This is a genomic window from Streptomyces niphimycinicus (assembly GCF_018883605.1).
Classification (GTDB): domain Bacteria; phylum Actinomycetota; class Actinomycetes; order Streptomycetales; family Streptomycetaceae; genus Streptomyces; species Streptomyces niphimycinicus.
The window spans coordinates 1-15,872 of the sequence record NZ_JAHLEM010000289.1 but is presented as its reverse complement, the minus strand read 5'-3'; the positions used below and the strand labels follow the sequence as shown (position 1 = coordinate 15,872).

Below are 15,872 nucleotides of genomic sequence, written 5' to 3'. Positions count from 1 at the left end.
ATGGTCTCCAGGAACGTCCTCAAGCCGTTCAACCTCCAGCAGTGGATCGACGATCACCAGGACCTGCTGAAGCCACCCGTCGGCAACGTCCAGATCTGGGAGGACGCCGACCTGATGGTCACCATCGTCGGCGGTCCCAACCAGCGCACCGACTTCCACGACGACCCGGTCGAGGAGTTCTTCTACCAGCTCAAGGGCAACATGGTGCTGCGGGTGATGGAGGAGGAAGGCAAGCCCCCCGTCGATGTGCAGATCCGTGAGGGCGACGTCTTCCTGCTCCCCGCACATGTGCGGCACTCCCCGCAGCGTCCCGAGCCGGGCAGCATCGGCCTCGTCGTCGAGCAGACCCGCCCCGAGGGCGCGCTGGACGGCTTCGAGTGGTACTGCACCGAGTGCCACCACCTGGTACACCGCTCCGAGGTCGCGCTGATCTCCATCGTCGAGGACCTGCCGCCGCTGTTCGCCGCGTTCTACGGCGATACGAAGCTCCGTACCTGCGGGCACTGCGGGGCCCTGCACCCCGGCAAGGAATGGCCCGAGCACCTGCGTCCCGTGCCGCGCGCCCCCGAGCGGTGACACCACCGCCCCCACGTCTGCCGAGCCTGAACGGAGCACCAGTGACCGTCGTCGATGTCCACGCGCACGTCTTCCCGCGCATCTCCCGCACCGAGTCCCGCATCCTGGACGCCGAGAACGGCCCCTGGCTGCGCGAGGACGAGGGCGGGGCCGGGATGATGATGAGCGGGACCACCGAGTACCGCCCGGTCGGCGTCGAACTGTGGGACGCCGCGACGCGGATCGGGCAGATGGACCGCCAGGGCGTGGACATCCAGGTGGTGTCCTCGACACCGCTGATGTTCGGCTACAGCGCCGATGTGTCCCGGGCCGCCCATTGGTGCGAACTCGTCAACGACCGTATTCTCGGCCTCTGTTCCCACGCCCCCGACCGGCTCGTGCCGCTGTGCCAGGTGCCGCTCCAGAACACCGAGGCGGCCTGCGAGGAGGTCACCCGGGCGATGGCCAAGGGCCATGCGGGCGTTCACATCGGCAACCACATCGGCGACCGGAATCTCGACGACGGCGCGCTCCGTGAATTCCTCGCGCACTGCGCCGGCGAGAACGCCGCGGTGTTCGTCCACCCCTGGGACATGCTCGCCCCGGAGCGGATGCCGAAGTACATGCTGCCCTGGCTCGTGGGCATGGCGGCGGAGACCCAGCTCAGCATCCTCGGACTGATCCTCTCCGGTGCCTTCGAGGAACTGCCGCGGAACCTTAGGCTCTGCTTCGCCCACGGCGGCGGCAGCTTCCCGTACCTGCTCGGCCGGGCCGACAACGCCTGGCACCGGCGTGACATCGTCCGCAAGGACTCGCCCAGGCCGCCGTCGGCCTACCTCGACCGCTTCCACCTGGACTCGGCCGTCTTCGACCCCGGCGCCTTCAGACTCCTGGTCGATGTGATGAGCCCCGAGCGGGTCATGCTCGGCACCGACTACCCCTTCCCCCTCGGCGAGGAGGAGCACGGCGCCCTCGTCCGCGGCAGCGATCTGTCCCCGGCCGACCGCGATCTGATCCTCGGCCAGAACGCCCTGAAGTTCTTCGGTATCGGCGGCCCCCGCGACGGCATGACCCAGACGCGGGCATGAGCGGGACCGAGGCGACGGCCTGGCCCGGGCCCGGCGCCTGAAGGCCGCCACCACCCACGAGGGCCTCGACGGTCCGATCGCCGGCGCAGCGGATAAGTCCGAGTCGTAGTAAGCCAGCCCCCCACATCTCGCCGCACCCGCCCCACGGGCGGGTGCCCGTCCCCCGAGGTGAAGCCCGCATGACTCCGACCGACAGCAGAACTTCCGGTAGCCATCAGGCCAGGCGTGTCGCCTGGGCCGCCTTCATCGGAAGCACCATCGAGTGGTACGACTTCTTTCTCTACGCCACCGCCGCGGCGCTGGTCTTCAACGCCCAGTTCTTCCCGTCCGCGGACCCGGCCGTGGGTTCCATCGCCGCCTTCGGCACGCTCGCCGCCGGCTTCGTCTCCCGGCCGCTCGGCGGTCTGGTGATGGGCCACTTCGGTGACCGCTACGGGCGCAAGAACACCCTGATCGCCTCGCTGCTGATCATGGGCCTGTGCACGGTCGCCATCGGCCTGATACCCACCTACTCCGCCATCGGCGTGGCGGCGCCGATCCTGCTCACGCTGATGCGTGTGATCCAGGGCATCGGCCTCGGTGGCGAATGGGGCGGAGCGGTCGTGCTGACCCTCGAGCACGCCCCCAAGAACCGCCGCGGCCTCTACGGCGCCGCCCCGCAGATGGGTGTGCCCGCGGGTCTGATCGCCGCCAATCTCGCGGTGCTGGGACTCACCCGCGCTCTGGGCGAGGACGCCTTCAACTCCTGGGGCTGGCGCATTCCCTTCCTGCTCAGCCTCCTTCTGATCGCCGTCGGCATGTACCTGCGGCTGAGTATTGAGGAGAGCCACGCCTACAGCGAACTCGCCGAGCCCGCCGTGCGGCAGAAGCTCCCGGTCGCCGAAGTCCTCCAGGAACACTGGCGCTCGGTCCTGCGCGCCTGCTTCGTCGTCGTCGGCAACTCCAGCGTGGCGTATGTCTTCATGACCTATGTGCTGTCCTACGGCAAGCAGACCCTGCACATCGACGCGACCTTCCTGCTGCTGAGCGTGATCGGCGGTGCCGTGATGTGGCTGGTCTCGGCCCCGCTGTGGGGACAGCTCGGCGACCGGTGGGGACTGCGCAGGCTGTTCCTGGTCGGCGGGTACATCCGGGTCGCGTGGGCGCTGGCGTTCCTGCCGGTCGTGGACACCGGGAACAAGCCGCTGATCTTCGTGTTCATGCTGTCGATGGGCCTGGTCCTGTCGATGACCCACGCCTCGGTGGGCGTGATGACGGCCCTCATGTTCCCGCTGAAGATCCGCTACACCGGTTCCTCCGCCGCCTACCAGATCGGCTCGTTGCTCGGCGGCGGCATCACTCCGCTCGTCGCCGCCTCCCTGATGAAGGCCACCGGTACCTCGATGAGCATCACCCTGTACATCCTGGCCGTCGGACTGATCAGCCTCGCCGCCACCAAGGGGCTGTCCAGGGACGACGTCGGCGAGGGCGTCAGCGCCGCCGAGCGGGAACCGCAGCCGCAAAAGGTCTGATGTCATCCGGAAAGGACAATCATGGAGCTTGTCATTCTGGGCAGCGCCGGCGGTCCACAGCCGCATCCCGGCAAGGCTGCCCCGGCCACCGCGGTCGTCGTCGACGGCGACATACACGTCATCGACTGCGGCAATGGTGTGGGACGGCAGATCGTCTCGGCCGGCCTGGAGCTGACCGATCTGCGGTCGGTCCTCGTCACCCACCACCATGTCGACCACAACGCCGACCTCGGCGCCCTGGTCCACCTGGCGTGGACCGCGGCCCGGTGCGAGCCGGTCGACGTCTACGGGCCCGCCCCGCTGGAGTCGATGGTCAAGCAGTACCTCGAGCTCAACGAGCCCGACATCAGCCACCGCGAGGGCCTTGGCCGGCCGGCCCTGGCAGGTGTCTTCCGGCCCCATGAGGTCTCCGGGCCCGGCACCGTCCACGAGGCCGACGGCGTACGGATCAGCGCCGCCGTCGCCACACATCCGCCGATGCCCTCGTTCTCCTACCGCGTCGACGCTCACGCAGGCTCCGTGGTCGTCTCCGGCGACACCGCCCGCTGCGACGAGGTGGTCGAACTCTCCCGGGGCGCCGACGTCCTCGTCCACGAGGCGTACTCCCCGGACCACCTCGCCGAGTTCATGGCGGGCTCCAACACCAGGATCGAGCGCCTGCGACAGCACTTCGCGCAGGCTCACACCAGCGCCGAGGACGCGGGCCGGGTCGCCGCCGAGGCCGGAGTGCGCACCCTCGTCCTGTGGCACCTGATCCCATGGCAGCTCTCCGACGAGGAGTACGCCGCCCAGGCCGCACGGACCTTCGACGGGGAGATCGTCGTGGCGCACGACCTCCAGCGCATTCCCGTCTGACCCTTCTCACGGAACTGTCCGGCATACCGCGGACCAATGACGGTGCCCCTCCCGCGACTGGGAGGGGCACCGTCATTGGTCCGCCGTCGGAGCGGGTGGGGTCAGCCGTCCAGCATTCCCGAGGTGTCGATGACCTGGCGGATCGCCCGGCCCGAGGCCAGCTCCTCCATCGCCGTGTTGATGCCGGTCAGCGGCAGGGTGCCGGTGTGCATCCGCTCCACCGGCATCCGGCCCGCCCGCCACAGCTCCAGGAACCGGGGAATGTCGCGGCGTGGTACCGCGTCGCCCATGTACGAGCCCAGCAGGGACTTGCCCTCGCCCGCGAACGTCAGCGCCGGAACCTCCAGCACCCGGTCGGGGGCGGGCAGGCCCACCGAGACGGCCCTGCCGCCCCGGGCCACGGCCGTCAGGCATTCGGCCATCACCTTCGGGCTGCCCACCGCTTCGACGGCCAGCTCGGCACCGCCGGAGGTGAGGTCATGAATCGCCTCGACGGCCTCGCCGGGGGCGTAGGTGTGGGTCGCGCCGAGCTGGAGCGCCAGCTCGCGCTTCTCCGGCACCGGGTCGACCGCGATGACCGGGTAGGCGCCCGCCGCGTGGGCGCCCAGCACCGCGGCCAGGCCCACGCCGCCCAGGCCGTAGACCACCGCCGACTGGCCGGGGCGCAGGGACGCGGTGTTGATGACGGCTCCGGCGCCGGTCAGGACCGCGCAGCCGAACATCGACGCCACCGTGAACGGGATGTCCCGCGGGATCGGTACCACCGACTCCTGGGCCAGCACCGCGTGCTCGGAGAACGCGGAGACGCCGAGCTGATGGTGGACCGGGTCGCCGGAAGCGTCGGTCAGCAGGGACGGGCCGTGCAGCAGTGCACCCGACCCGTTCGCCGCGGCGGCCTGTGCGCACAGGGCGGGCCGGCCGGCCGCGCAGTCGGCGCAGAAGCCGCAACTGGGCACGAAGACCAGGGCCACATGGTCACCGGGGCGGACCCGGGCGACGCCCGGTCCGGTCTCCTCCACGATGCCCACCGCCTCGTGCCCCAGCGCCATCGGCAGCGGGCGGACCCGGTCGCCGTTGACCACCGACAGATCCGAGTGGCAGAGCGAGGCGGCCGCGATCCGGACCAGCACCTCGCCCTCGCGCGGGGCGCCCAGCTCCAGCTCCTCCACCTCCACCGGGCGGGTCTCGGAGTAGGGGCGGGCGGTCGATATGCCGCGCAGCACCACCGCACGGGTCTTCATGCCCGCACCTGAGGACGCGGGGCGCAGCGCAGTACGTCACGGCTCTCCAGCAGCGGGACGACCTTGCCGAGCACGATCTCCTCGAAGTGCGAGGTGGCGCAGTGCGCGGTGAAGGCGGCCTCGGAAACGTACTCCTCGTACAGCACGATCGCCCGCGGATCCTCGGTGCCCTGGTGGACGCGGTAGCCGAGATTGCCCGGCTCCTGGCGGGACGCGGCGGCCATCGCGTCGAGCAGGGGGAGGACGGTGTTCTCCTCGCCCTCCTTGGTGCGGTAGCGGGCGACGACGACGTATGACATGGGGGCTTACTCCTGGGAGGGGGCGGCAGGTCGCTTCAGTGCGGAGGGCGGCACCGGCGGCAACTGGTCGCGGCGCAGATGCCAGAGGCGGGCGTCGGACGTGGCGGTCGCGGCCGACCCGAGGGCCAGCGCGAGCGCCACGTCCGCGGGGGTTTCCACGAAGCCCGCGGCGACCGAGGGGGACATCGCGCGCTGTGCCCGCGCGGTCATCCGGCCGATGATCGGCGCGGGCATGATCTCGACCAGGTCCGGTGCCCCGCGCGAGATCGCGTCCAAGGAGCGGGACAGATTGGACCGGTCGGTGACGAACACCTTCATCATCGTCAGCAGGCCCAGCGGCCGGCCCTTCTCGATGAGGGAGAGCCGGGTGCTGACCACGCCGTGCGTGCCCAGGCTCTTGATGTAGTCCAGCGCGCCCCGGTCCTGAGCGAGACCGGGGCTGCTGTCCACGTTCACGAACACGGTCTTCCCCGCCCGGACCAGTGCCGGCACCACCTTGGGCAACTGCCCCACGGTGAACGACGCGAGAATGCACACCTTGGCCGGTGCGGTCAGGAACTGCCGCAGCGGCTCGGTGCCGATCACCGACGCGACGACCGGCACCTCGGCGAAGGCGGAGGCGAGCCGCGGCGCGAGCGGGGCACCGGAAGGGGAAGGGGCCATGGTGAGGACCTGCCTGGGGAAGGAGGGGACGTGGCTGATCAGGTCAGTTCAGCGGGGATGCGCCGAATCGACTGGGAAGGCCCAGCTTGCCAGGGTTGAGAATGCCCGCCGGGTCCAGGGCCTGCTTCACCGCGACGAACGTCGCGAAGCCCGCCCCGAGGGATTCCTCCAGGTAGGGGCCGCGCAGCAGACCGCAGCCATGGTGGTGGCTGAGCGCCGCCGCGTGCTTGATCAGTACGGCGTTGGCCGCGTCCCACACCGAGCGGTACCAGTCGCGGCGAGACTCGGGCGCCACGTCGCCGCGCAGCGAGAAGTAGACGCAGGCGCCGTCGGTGTACGCGTGGGACTGGTGGGCCGAGGCGGCCAGGGTGCCGGGCACCGACTGGATCGCGGCGACCACCTCGTCGTAGATCACCGGAAGGTCGGTCCAGGACGCGGCCATCTCCAGGGTGTCGGCGACGAAGCCCGGACCCGGCTTGAAGCCGTCGGCGGACTTGCCGACCAGCATCCGCTCGTCCAGCCAGCGCTCGAAGACCGCCTTGCTGTCCAGCTCGGGGCCGTACGCCGCGCAGACCTCGGTGGCCACCTTGATCGAGGCGTCCACGATGGCCGGTTCGCCCTCGTCGGCGATGAGCAGGAGGTTGGTCTCCGGGTGGCCGAAGTGGGTGCCGGACTCCAGGGTGTCGTACAGCCGCAGGACGGCCGGGGTGGCACCGCGCTGCATGATCCGGCGGCAGGCGTCCAGGCCCTCGGCGAAGGTGGTGAAGCCGAACGCGACGGCGCTGGCGTACTGCGGCAGCGGGTGGACCCGCAGGCGCGCCGAGACGATGACACCGAGGGTGCCCTCCGAGCCGACGAACAACTGGCGCAGGTCCGGGCCGACCGCGGCGCGGGCGTAGTCGCCGTAGGTGGCGCGGGTACCGTCCGCGTGCACCACGTCGACGCCGACGACCATGTCCTCGATCTTGCCGTAGCGGGTGGAGAGCTGACCGGCGCCGCGGCAGGCGATCCAGCCGCCGACCGTGGAGACGGCGAAGGCGGACGGCCAGTGGCCGGTGGTGACGCCGTACTCCTCCTGGAGGTGCTTCTCGAAGAGGTCGCCGAACATGCCCGCCTGGACGTCCACGATGTTCGACTCGGCGTCGAAGTCGATGATCTGGTTCAGCCGGCAGACGTCCAGGACGACGCCGCCGAAGACCGGGAGCGCCGCGCCCGTGACATTGGAGCGGCCCGCGGAGGGGGTGACCGGGATGCCGGCCTCGTGGCAGATCCGCAGCACGGCCGCGACCTGGTCGGCGTCGGCCGCCTCGACGATCACGGCGTTCGGGGTGGCGGGACGGCCCTCGGTCTCGCCGATCATCGAACCGGCCCACCAGTCACGGGTCCGGGTGACGACCTCCTGGCGGGAGGTGTGGACGGTGTGCGCGGCCTCGCGCAGCGCCTCGATCACGCTCTCGGGGACCTCGACCGGGTTCACCTGGAGGGCGGCCTCGCCCGCCCCGATCGGGGTGTTGCGCGCCCACTTGGCGGAGCTGGGGGCGCCGACGGTGTAGTCGCCCCGGTTGAACGGGTGGGTGATGGTCTGGCGGCTGATCATGCTGCTGCCCCTTCGAGGAGTACGGACTTTTCGTGGTGGACGGCCGCGAGGTACTCGGCGACCGAGCGGTCGACCTCGGCCTCCGAGAGGTTCAGTTCCTGGCCGAGGATCGCGCCGACGGCCTCGGCGGCGTCGAGGGAGGCATCCCGGGCGAACAGCCGGGCGCGCGTCCGGCGGGAGAGGACGTCGTCGACCGAGCGGGCCAGCTCGGCCCGGGCCGCGTAGACGACCTCGGCCTTGGTGTAGGGGAGTCCCGCCACGATCGGCTCGGCCAGCGCCGGATCGTCCTGGATCAGGTCGCCGACGAAGCGGGCCTCGGTGCCGAAGCGCTCGCCCAGGTGCGCGGCCAGGCCACCGGACGCGGCGACGGCTTCGGCGTCGTAACCGGCGCCGCCGAGCAGCGGGAGGTCGGTGGTGCGGCTCTTCCCCCTGCGGCCGAGGACGGTCATCACCTTGTTGATGACCAGCTCGCCCATGTGCCGGCTGGTGGTGAGCTTGCCGCCGGTCACCGTCACCATGCCGGTGCGGCCGACGGTGATGTGGTGGTCGCGGCGCATATCGAGCGTGGCGCCCTCGCCGCCGCCCACCAGCGGGCGCAGCCCGCCGATGGAGCCGACCACGTCGTCCGGGGTGAGCTTCCCCTCGAAGGCGGTGTTGGCCCCGTCCAGCAGGAAGTGCATCTCCTCGCGGGTGCAGTGCACATCGTCCGGGGAGCCCTGGTAGTCCTCGTCGGTGGTGCCCAGCACGACGCTGTTGCCCCAGCGGGTGCAGGTCGCGCGGCGGGCCCGGCCGGGGATCGGCACGGTGACCGTGCAGTTGATCCGCACCTTGTCCCAGGGCACCACGATGTGCACCCCCTTGGCGGGGCGGACCTGCGGCCGGTGACCGTCGTCCGCCTTGGCGTCGAGCTCGTCGGTCCACACCCCGGTGGCGTTGACGACGGCCCGCGAGCGGATGTCGAAGGTGTCGCCGTCCGCCGTGACCCGGGCACCGGCCACCCGGTCCGTCTCCATCAGCAGCCCCTCGGCCCTGACACCGTTGAGGATCGTCGCACCGAGCGCGGCGGCGGTGCGGACGATGGTCAGGACGAGCCGGGCGTCATCGGCGCGGGCATCGAAGTACATCAGCCCGCCCCTGAGGTTCTCCGCGCGCAGGGTCGGCGCCTGCGCGAGGACCTCGGGCACGGTGAGCCGCTGGTGGAGCTTGCCGATCCGCCAGCCGCCGACCAGGTCGTACGTCCACAGCAGACCCTCGAAGCCCTTGGCGAGCCGGGCGTCGAAGATGCCGTCCTTCTCCAGGATCGGGAAGAGGAACGGCAGCCGGTGCACCAGATGCGGCGCGTTCTTCCGGAAGCGGTGGCGCTCCAGGAGCGAGTGGCGGACCAGATTGACATTGCCCTGCTCGATATAGCGCAGACCGCCGTGCACCATCTTCGAGGACTTCGACGAGGTGCCGGAGGCGAAGTCGTTCTTCTCGATCAGCGCCGCGCGCAGCCCGCGCGAGGCGGCGTCGAGCACGGCATACGCACCGGTGATGCCGCCGCCGATGACAAGCACGTCGTAGGTGTCGTCGGCCAGTTGGCGCTTGATGGCGGCCCGGTCGAGCAGCAGCGGCGTCCGACGGGTCGCCGCGGCGGTGCGCCGCGGTTTCCGGGCGGGCATGGTGATCACAACATCAACTCCTGGTGTTTCGGTACGGCGGCCGTGTGGTCGGCGGGCCGCCAGCGCGACGGCCGGTGGGCCGTCAGTGGGGGGTGTGCGGTTCGGGCGGGCCCTCCCGCAGGGGGAGCAGCCCGGGGTCGTTCAGATGGGCGATCAGCACATCGCGCCAGGCGGTGCGCAGTTCGCCGCGCTCGGCCGCCGTGATCGACGGCTCGAATACCCGGCCCTGTGGCTGCGCCTCGACGATCTCTTCGAGCGAGGACCACAGGCCCTGGGCGACACCCGCCAGATAGGCGGTGCCGCGCAGGCTCGCGGTGGCGGAGTCGGCGACCCGCTCCAGCGGCAGGCCGGTCAGATCGGCCTGGATCCGCAACAGCGGGTCGCTGCCGGCGACGCCGCCGCCGACCCGGAGCCGGGTGAACGGGGTGCCCATGGTGTCGGCGACCCCGTCGATCAGATCGCACACCGAATGCGCGATCCCTTCGAGCACGGCGCGGGCGAGATCGGCGCGGGTGGTGGCGAGAGTGAGCCCGGTGAGGGACGCGGTGGCCTCCGGATGCCAGACCGGCGTACGGACCCCGGCGAGCGCCGGGACGAAACGCGGGGTGCGGCCCGGCCGGGTGGGGACCCGGCCCGCTTCCTCACCGAGCTCCTTCGGCGACGCGAACAGACCCAGATCGTCACAGAGCCAGCGCAGCGCCGAACCCACGGTGGAGGTGTATGCCTCCAGGCTGTAGTGGCTGATGTCGCCCTGCCGCCGGCCGGGCTGGGCGAGCACCCCGGAGATGTCCGGCCGGGGCAGGGCGGGCGTGGTGCCGGTCGCCGCGTCGACGAAGGCGCCGGTCCCGTACATGCACATGCCCTGCCCGACGGCGAGACCGCCGAGCGCGACGAGTGCGGCGTGCTGGTCGCCCATGGAGGCGGCCAGCGGGACGGTGATCCCGAGGGCGGCCGGGTCGGTGGTACCGAATCCGGTGTCATCGGAGCGGAGCTCCGGCAGCAGGTCGAGGGGGAAGCCGAGGTGGCTGATCCACTCCTCGTCCCAGGCGTGCCGCTCCAGCAGATAGCCACCGGTGGACGCGGCGTTGGTCGGCGTGGTGGCGTGGACGGCGCCGCCGGTGAGGCGCCAGATCAGCCAGGTGTCGACGGTGCCGAAGAGCAGCCGGCCCCGGCGGTGCGCGGCGGCCACCTCGGGGTGCTCGGCGATCTGCCGGGCAGCCCAGAGGAACGGGGCGCGGGCGCCGACCGGCCGGCCCTGCCGGGCCAGCAGGACGGCGTCCCACTCCGCCTCGTAGGCGGTGAGCTCAGGGGCGTACCGGCGGTCCTGCCACACCACCGCGGGCAGTAGCGGCTGCCCGGTGACCCGGTCCCACAGCATGGCGGTGGCCCGCTGGGTGGAGAGTGCGACGGCGGTGATCTCGATGCCGTCCTCGCGTGCCCCGCCGACGGCCCGGCGCGCCACCTCGAGGGTGGCGGTCCAGATCTCCATCGGGTCCTGCTCGACCGAGAGGTCATTCGGATGGCTGACCTTGATCGGCCGGTAGAACACCTCGTGGGTGGCGCCCGAGTCGAGCACGACTCCGGCTCGGGTGCCCGTGGTGCCCTCGTCGATGGACAGCACACCACGCCGTGGGGCGGCGCCGGGGAACGTCTGGGTCATGGCAGCTCTTTCATTCGAGCACTGCGAGCGAGCCGTGCGGAGGGAACGGATGTGGAGGGGAACGGACGTGGAGGGGAACGGATTTGGAGGGGACGGAAGGCGGACGGGAAGGGATGGGGAAGCTTTGGGGAAGCTTCGGGGAAGGGACGCACACGGAGGGGACAGGGCCACCGGGCGGTGCGCCGGGTCCGCGGTGGGTCAGCGCGCGGTCACGGAGAGCGCCGTGGCGGCGTCGTCGCGGTCCTGCCCGGCGACCTCGTCGGGCGAGGCGGCCTTCGTCGGATCCCACTTGATCACCAGGCAGGTGATCAGGCCGAGCAGCGGCACGACGGACAGCGTCAAGAAGGTGTCGGCGAGTCCGAGCGTGTCCTTGATCTGCGGGAAGACATACAGGCCGGCGACACTGCCGAAGCTGCCGACCATCCCGGTGACGCCGGTGCCCAGGGCGCGGACATCGCTGCTGTACGAGAGCGCCGCGATGGACTTGCCGTTGGCGCCGGGGCCCGCGGAGTGGCAGAGGATGAACAGCACCGGCAGCAGGAACGCCACCGCCATGGGCACCTTCTCGAAGGTTAGTCCCATCGCCACCAGGGCCACGAAGACCCCGGCGAAGCCGGCGGCGGAGCTGAGCCGCAGCCCGAGGCGGCGGCCGAAGTACGCGGACAGCAGCCCGCCCGCGATACCGAAGGCGTTGAAGACCATCGAGCCGATGGTGGCCTTCTCGAAGCTCTCGCCGAAGATCGTCAGACTGATCAGCGGGAGGTACCAGCCGACCGCGAAGTACTGCATCGACTGCCCGAGCGAGATCACCGAGGAGAGGATCGTGCGCGGCAGATACTCGCCCTTGAACAGCAGCCCGGTCTGGCGGAACCCGATGACCGGTGCCTCGGCCGCGGTACGGGTCATCGTGTCGGGTGTACCGACGACCGCCTTGATCCCGTAGATCCGGTCCAGGTTGCTGACGGACTCCTCCAGCCGGCCCTTGCTGGCCAGCCAGGTGGGGCTCTCCTTGAGCAGCAGCGCCTGGCTCAGCAGCAGCGCGACGGCGACGACCGCGGCCGAGCCGACCGACCAGCGCCAGATGTCCGAGCCGACGTCCAGGTTGAAGAAGAGCAGGGCCAGGGCGAGGTTGCTGGTGGTGGCGACGTACCAGACGGCCTGCCACAGGTTGAGCCGTCCGCCCAGCTTCGCGGGCGTGTACTCGGCGAGCAGCGCCATGGCGACCGCGAAGTCGACGCCGTACGCGACACCCACCATGACCCGGCCGAGCCACACGACGGTGAAGTCACCGGCGAAGGCGGCGAGCAGGGCGCCCGCGATGGCGAACACCTTGGCGATCAGCAGCGGGGGGACGCGGCCGATGCGGGTGGCGAGCCAGCCACCGAGGGGGTTGAAGATGATGGCCAGCGCCGGAGCGGTGGCCGTGAGGATCGAGACTTGGGTGCTGGTGAGTTCCATCTGGGTCGTCATGGGCCCCAGACCGGCGCTCAGCGCCGCGTTCGAGTAGGCGTCGAGGAACAGCCCGCCGAACACGAGGAACCAGATGATCTGCGCCCGGCCGGTGATCTTTCCCAGCCCGTCGATGAGCGCAACGACATCGGCGACGCCTTTGACGCTCGTACGTTGTGCCATGAATCCGCCTTCGGGGAAGACCCATCGGCGGCACGGGGAGCGAAACAGGCATCACAAAACCACCGACAGGTGGTCTATGTCTGTGCCTGTCAAAACTCTGCGGAAAGCGCCGCAGCACGTGAACTGCTGAAACTGCCCGATAGAGCAGTGCAGCGAGAGTAAGAACGAGTCCTGACGAACGTCAAGAGGTTCCGGCCAGGTTACCGAAACGTGACGGGCCGGGCTCAGGGGCCCCGTGGAGCGCACCGGCCGGCGGACGGCTGCCGCCCTCCGATCCGGCCAAAGGGAGGACTCGGCGGCCCGGGTCCGCCTGGCCTCGGGCCGGCCGTGGCCCGGAGTGCCTAGGCTGTCACCGCTGCGGAAGGGCGGTGCCATGGATGCTGACACCCGGACCAGGGCGGCGATCGAGGAGCATTGGCGGGCCTCGGAGCGCGGGGACACCGAGGCCGAGCACGCCATCTACGCCACGGACGCCATCCTGGACTACCCGCAGTCGGGTGAGCGGTTCCGGGGCCGGGCGACAATCTCGGCGCAGCGCGGCGGGCACCCGGCCGACCGGCACTTCACCGTCCGGCGGATCACCGGCCAGGCGAATCTGTGGGTGAGCGAATGCCTCATCACCTACGACGGTGTGCCTTCGTACTCGGTGAGCATCATGGAATTCGCCGGCCGGCAGGTGGTGCACGAGACGCAGTACTTCGCCGACCCCTTCGACGCGCCCGCCCGGCGGGCCGCGCTCGCGGAGCCGATGCCGGGCCGGACCATCGCCGGATCCTGATCCACCACGGCGCCGCGGTCAGGTCATGCCGGTGCGTGGGTGAGCTCGTGGGCCCGCTGCCACAGCCGGGCGGCGAGGTCCGGGTCCGCGGCGGGGGCGCGCAGGGGCTCCGGCTCGAGCCGGTTGTAGAAGACGTTTCTCAGTTTGCCGCGGTCGGTGGTGGCGATCTTGATGATCGGCTCGGCGCCCTCCTCCGGTGACTGGGTCAGGCGCCGGCCGATCCGGCTTGCCTTTGCCGCGGTGATCAGCGCGGAGTCGCGGTCGAGGCCGGAGCGGACGGTGCCGGGGTGGAACGCGACAGCGGTCATGGTGTCCGGTGCCCGGCGGTTGATCTCGGCGGCATGTAGGACACTTGCCAGCTTCGAGGCGTTGTACGAGCGCATCTGTGCGTAACGGCGCCGGTTCTGGTCCAGATCGTCCGGGTCGAGCTTGCCGAACCGATAGAGGCTGGAGCCGGTGTTGATGACAAGGGCGGAGGGAGCCCGTAGGAGTTTCTCCTGGAGAAGCGATGTCAAGAGGAAAGGCGAGAGGAAATTGACCTGCACGGTCAATTCATGACCGTCTGGCGTCGTTTGGTGCTTGGGCGAAGTGACACCGGCGTTATTGACCAGGATGTCGATCCGCGGATTGCGGGAAATCAGATGCTGAGCGAGTTCGCGTACTTCGCTGAAGCGCGCGAAGTCCGCGGGAAGGGCGGTGCCGCCGACCTCGTCGGCGACAGCGCGGGTTCTGGTCACCGCGCGGCCCACGACGACGACTGACGCACCCCGCGCGGCCAACTGCCGTGCCGCGGCCGCGCCGACGCCGGAACTGGCGCCGGTGACGACGGCGGTCAGGCCGTCCAGTGTTTCTGCTGCCATGGACCGGACGCTAGGTCCCGCGTCGCGGCTGAGGAAGTGAGCCGTGACCCTGGTGCTGCGGGCACCAGGGTCCAGGGGGCGGTCCGGCTTACTCTTGCCCACATGAACGACCGCACCGCGAATCCGCTGGGCGAGTATCTGCGCGCTCGTCGCGAGGTGCTGCGCCCCGCGGATGTCGGCCTTCGTGAGACCGCACGTCGGCGCGTGCCCGGCCTGCGCCGCGAGGAAGTCGCGACGCTCGCCGATATCAGTGTGGATTACTACCTCGGTCTGGAGCAGGGACGTGACCGGCGGCCGTCCGTGGAGATCCTCCGGGCGCTCGCCGAGGCGCTACGGCTCGACGAGTCCGCGACCACGCATTTGTTCGCGCTGGCCCATTCCGTCCCGCGTTCGGGCGGGCGTGCTCACCGTCATCGGGTTTCTCCCGTCCTGGCCCGGCTGATCGACTCCTGGCCGGCCACGCCCGCGTTCGTACAGACCCATACCTTCCTGGTGCTGGCGGCGAATCCGCTGGCCCAGGCCCTCTCGCCCGCCCACACACCGGGGAACAACCTCCTGCGGACCGTGTTCCTGGACCCGGACGACTTCCCGGTCGAACCGGATCCGCGTCCGGACTTCGTGGCCTGCCTGCGCGGGCTGGCCGGCGCGGACGTCGACGATCCGGACCTGGCGGCGCTGGTAGCCGAATTGTCCATGCGCAGCGAGAGCTTCCGACGTCTTTGGGCCAGGCACGATGTCCGGGGCCGCACCAATGGCAGGGCCACGATCGCTCACCCACGGGTCGGTCCCCTCACCCTCGATCTCGAACGGTTTCTCGTGCCCTCCGCACCCGGCCGGCAACTGGTGGTCTATTCCGCGGAGCCGGACAGCCCGTCGCATGAGGCGCTGCGTCTGCTCGCGGAAGCGGCCGACTGAGGCGCTGCGCGGCGGCATCACTGCCGAAATGCGGCGGCTGACCATCGGCACGATGAGGGAGTGGAGGCCCGCGTCCCTGTGCTGGCCCGTCAGCTCGTGGCGATCCACGCGCTGCGACCCGCCGTACGGCCCCGGGAGTACGTGGCGTTGACGACCGCCGACACCGTGGTGACTCCCAAGGGCGCCGACGCGGCGGTATGGGCCGCGGCGATCGACGTGATCCGTGAGCCCGCGCCGCCCTATGAAGGGCGATTTCTACACCGGGACTTCCACCCCGGCAACGTGCTGTTCGATATGCCGCCCGCACCTCCGGCAGGTGCCCGGATCACCGGCGTCGTCGACTGGGCGGGGGCCTGCTGGGGCCCGGCGGATCTCGATGTGGCGCACTGCTCCACCAATCTCGCGCTGCTGCACGGCCCGGCGTGGGGGCAGCGGTTCGCCGAGGCGTATGAGGAGGCCGGTGGGGCAAAGTCACATCACTCTCCGGCCAAAGTGAGGATTACGGGACTAGCTTTGGGCGGCATACTTTCCGGCTCTCTCAGGGCCGTAAGGGCGGC

At 70.5% G+C, this 15,872-nt stretch carries 14 protein-coding genes and 1 pseudogene; 7 read left to right on the top strand and 8 right to left on the bottom strand.

Annotated features, from left to right (window positions below; translation table 11 throughout):
• From KN815_RS25155 to KN815_RS25140, 4 genes are all read left to right on the top strand, one after another.
• Complete coding sequence (locus KN815_RS25155; protein ID WP_216344196.1) at nucleotides 1-576, top strand: 3-hydroxyanthranilate 3,4-dioxygenase; 576 nt, start codon at nucleotides 1-3, stop codon at nucleotides 574-576.
• Between the two features lie 41 nt (nucleotides 577-617).
• Nucleotides 618-1,643 carry an amidohydrolase family protein gene (locus KN815_RS25150; RefSeq protein WP_216344195.1) on the top strand — a complete coding sequence of 342 codons (1,026 nt, stop codon included), beginning with the start codon at nucleotides 618-620 and terminating at the stop codon, nucleotides 1,641-1,643.
• Between the two features lie 179 nt (nucleotides 1,644-1,822).
• The gene (locus KN815_RS25145; RefSeq protein WP_216344194.1) at nucleotides 1,823-3,154 is read left to right on the top strand and encodes an MFS transporter; all 1,332 of its coding nucleotides are present in this window, start codon (nucleotides 1,823-1,825) and stop codon (nucleotides 3,152-3,154) included.
• 21 nt (nucleotides 3,155-3,175) lie between these two features.
• A complete protein-coding gene (locus KN815_RS25140; protein ID WP_216344193.1) occupies nucleotides 3,176-4,009 on the top strand; it encodes an MBL fold metallo-hydrolase in 834 nt (277 codons plus the stop codon).
• A gap of 101 nt (nucleotides 4,010-4,110) precedes the next feature.
• On the opposite strand, the gene KN815_RS25135 is transcribed toward KN815_RS25140, so the two are convergent.
• The 7 genes from KN815_RS25135 to KN815_RS25105 form a co-directional block, all read right to left on the bottom strand.
• The gene (locus KN815_RS25135; RefSeq protein WP_216344192.1) at nucleotides 4,111-5,250 is read right to left on the bottom strand and encodes a zinc-binding dehydrogenase; all 1,140 of its coding nucleotides are present in this window, start codon (nucleotides 5,248-5,250) and stop codon (nucleotides 4,111-4,113) included.
• The gene (locus KN815_RS25130; RefSeq protein WP_216344191.1) at nucleotides 5,247-5,549 is read right to left on the bottom strand and encodes a putative quinol monooxygenase; all 303 of its coding nucleotides are present in this window, start codon (nucleotides 5,547-5,549) and stop codon (nucleotides 5,247-5,249) included. Before KN815_RS25130 ends, KN815_RS25135 begins: the two co-directional genes overlap by 4 nt.
• Nucleotides 5,550-5,555: 6 nt before the next feature.
• The gene (locus tag KN815_RS25125) at nucleotides 5,556-6,212 is read right to left on the bottom strand and encodes a glycerol-3-phosphate responsive antiterminator (protein ID WP_216344190.1); all 657 of its coding nucleotides are present in this window, start codon (nucleotides 6,210-6,212) and stop codon (nucleotides 5,556-5,558) included.
• 43 nt (nucleotides 6,213-6,255) lie between these two features.
• Nucleotides 6,256-7,809 carry an FAD-binding oxidoreductase gene (locus tag KN815_RS25120; protein ID WP_216344189.1) on the bottom strand — a complete coding sequence of 518 codons (1,554 nt, stop codon included), beginning with the start codon at nucleotides 7,807-7,809 and terminating at the stop codon, nucleotides 6,256-6,258.
• Entirely contained in the window at nucleotides 7,806-9,479 is a 1,674-nt protein-coding gene (locus KN815_RS25115; RefSeq protein WP_216344188.1) for a glycerol-3-phosphate dehydrogenase/oxidase, read from the bottom strand. The genes KN815_RS25120 and KN815_RS25115 overlap by 4 nt, the downstream gene beginning before the upstream one ends.
• A 73-nt stretch (nucleotides 9,480-9,552) precedes the next feature.
• Entirely contained in the window at nucleotides 9,553-11,130 is a 1,578-nt protein-coding gene (locus KN815_RS25110; protein WP_216344187.1) for an FGGY family carbohydrate kinase, read from the bottom strand.
• 198 nt (nucleotides 11,131-11,328) lie between these two features.
• Nucleotides 11,329-12,762 (bottom strand): MFS transporter, encoded by a 1,434-nt coding sequence (locus KN815_RS25105; protein WP_216344186.1) that lies wholly within the window; start codon nucleotides 12,760-12,762, stop codon nucleotides 11,329-11,331.
• A 373-nt stretch (nucleotides 12,763-13,135) separates the two neighbouring features.
• Between KN815_RS25105 and KN815_RS25100 the strand changes: the two genes are divergently transcribed.
• Entirely contained in the window at nucleotides 13,136-13,540 is a 405-nt protein-coding gene (locus KN815_RS25100) for a nuclear transport factor 2-like protein (protein WP_216344185.1), read from the top strand.
• 23 nt (nucleotides 13,541-13,563) lie between these two features.
• Here the strand turns inward: KN815_RS25100 and KN815_RS25095 are convergent, their stop codons facing one another.
• On the bottom strand, nucleotides 13,564-14,502 hold the full coding sequence (locus tag KN815_RS25095; protein WP_216344184.1) for an SDR family NAD(P)-dependent oxidoreductase: 939 nt from the start codon (nucleotides 14,500-14,502) through the stop codon (nucleotides 13,564-13,566).
• Here KN815_RS25095 and KN815_RS25090 point away from each other — a divergent pair, their 5' ends adjacent.
• Together KN815_RS25090 and KN815_RS25085 are read left to right on the top strand one after the other, a co-directional pair.
• Nucleotides 14,503-15,315, top strand: coding sequence for a helix-turn-helix domain-containing protein (locus tag KN815_RS25090; protein ID WP_216344183.1), 813 nt, complete (start codon nucleotides 14,503-14,505; stop codon nucleotides 15,313-15,315).
• Between the two features lie 51 nt (nucleotides 15,316-15,366).
• Nucleotides 15,367-15,872: pseudogene (locus KN815_RS25085) on the top strand (aminoglycoside phosphotransferase family protein); the annotation flags it as partial.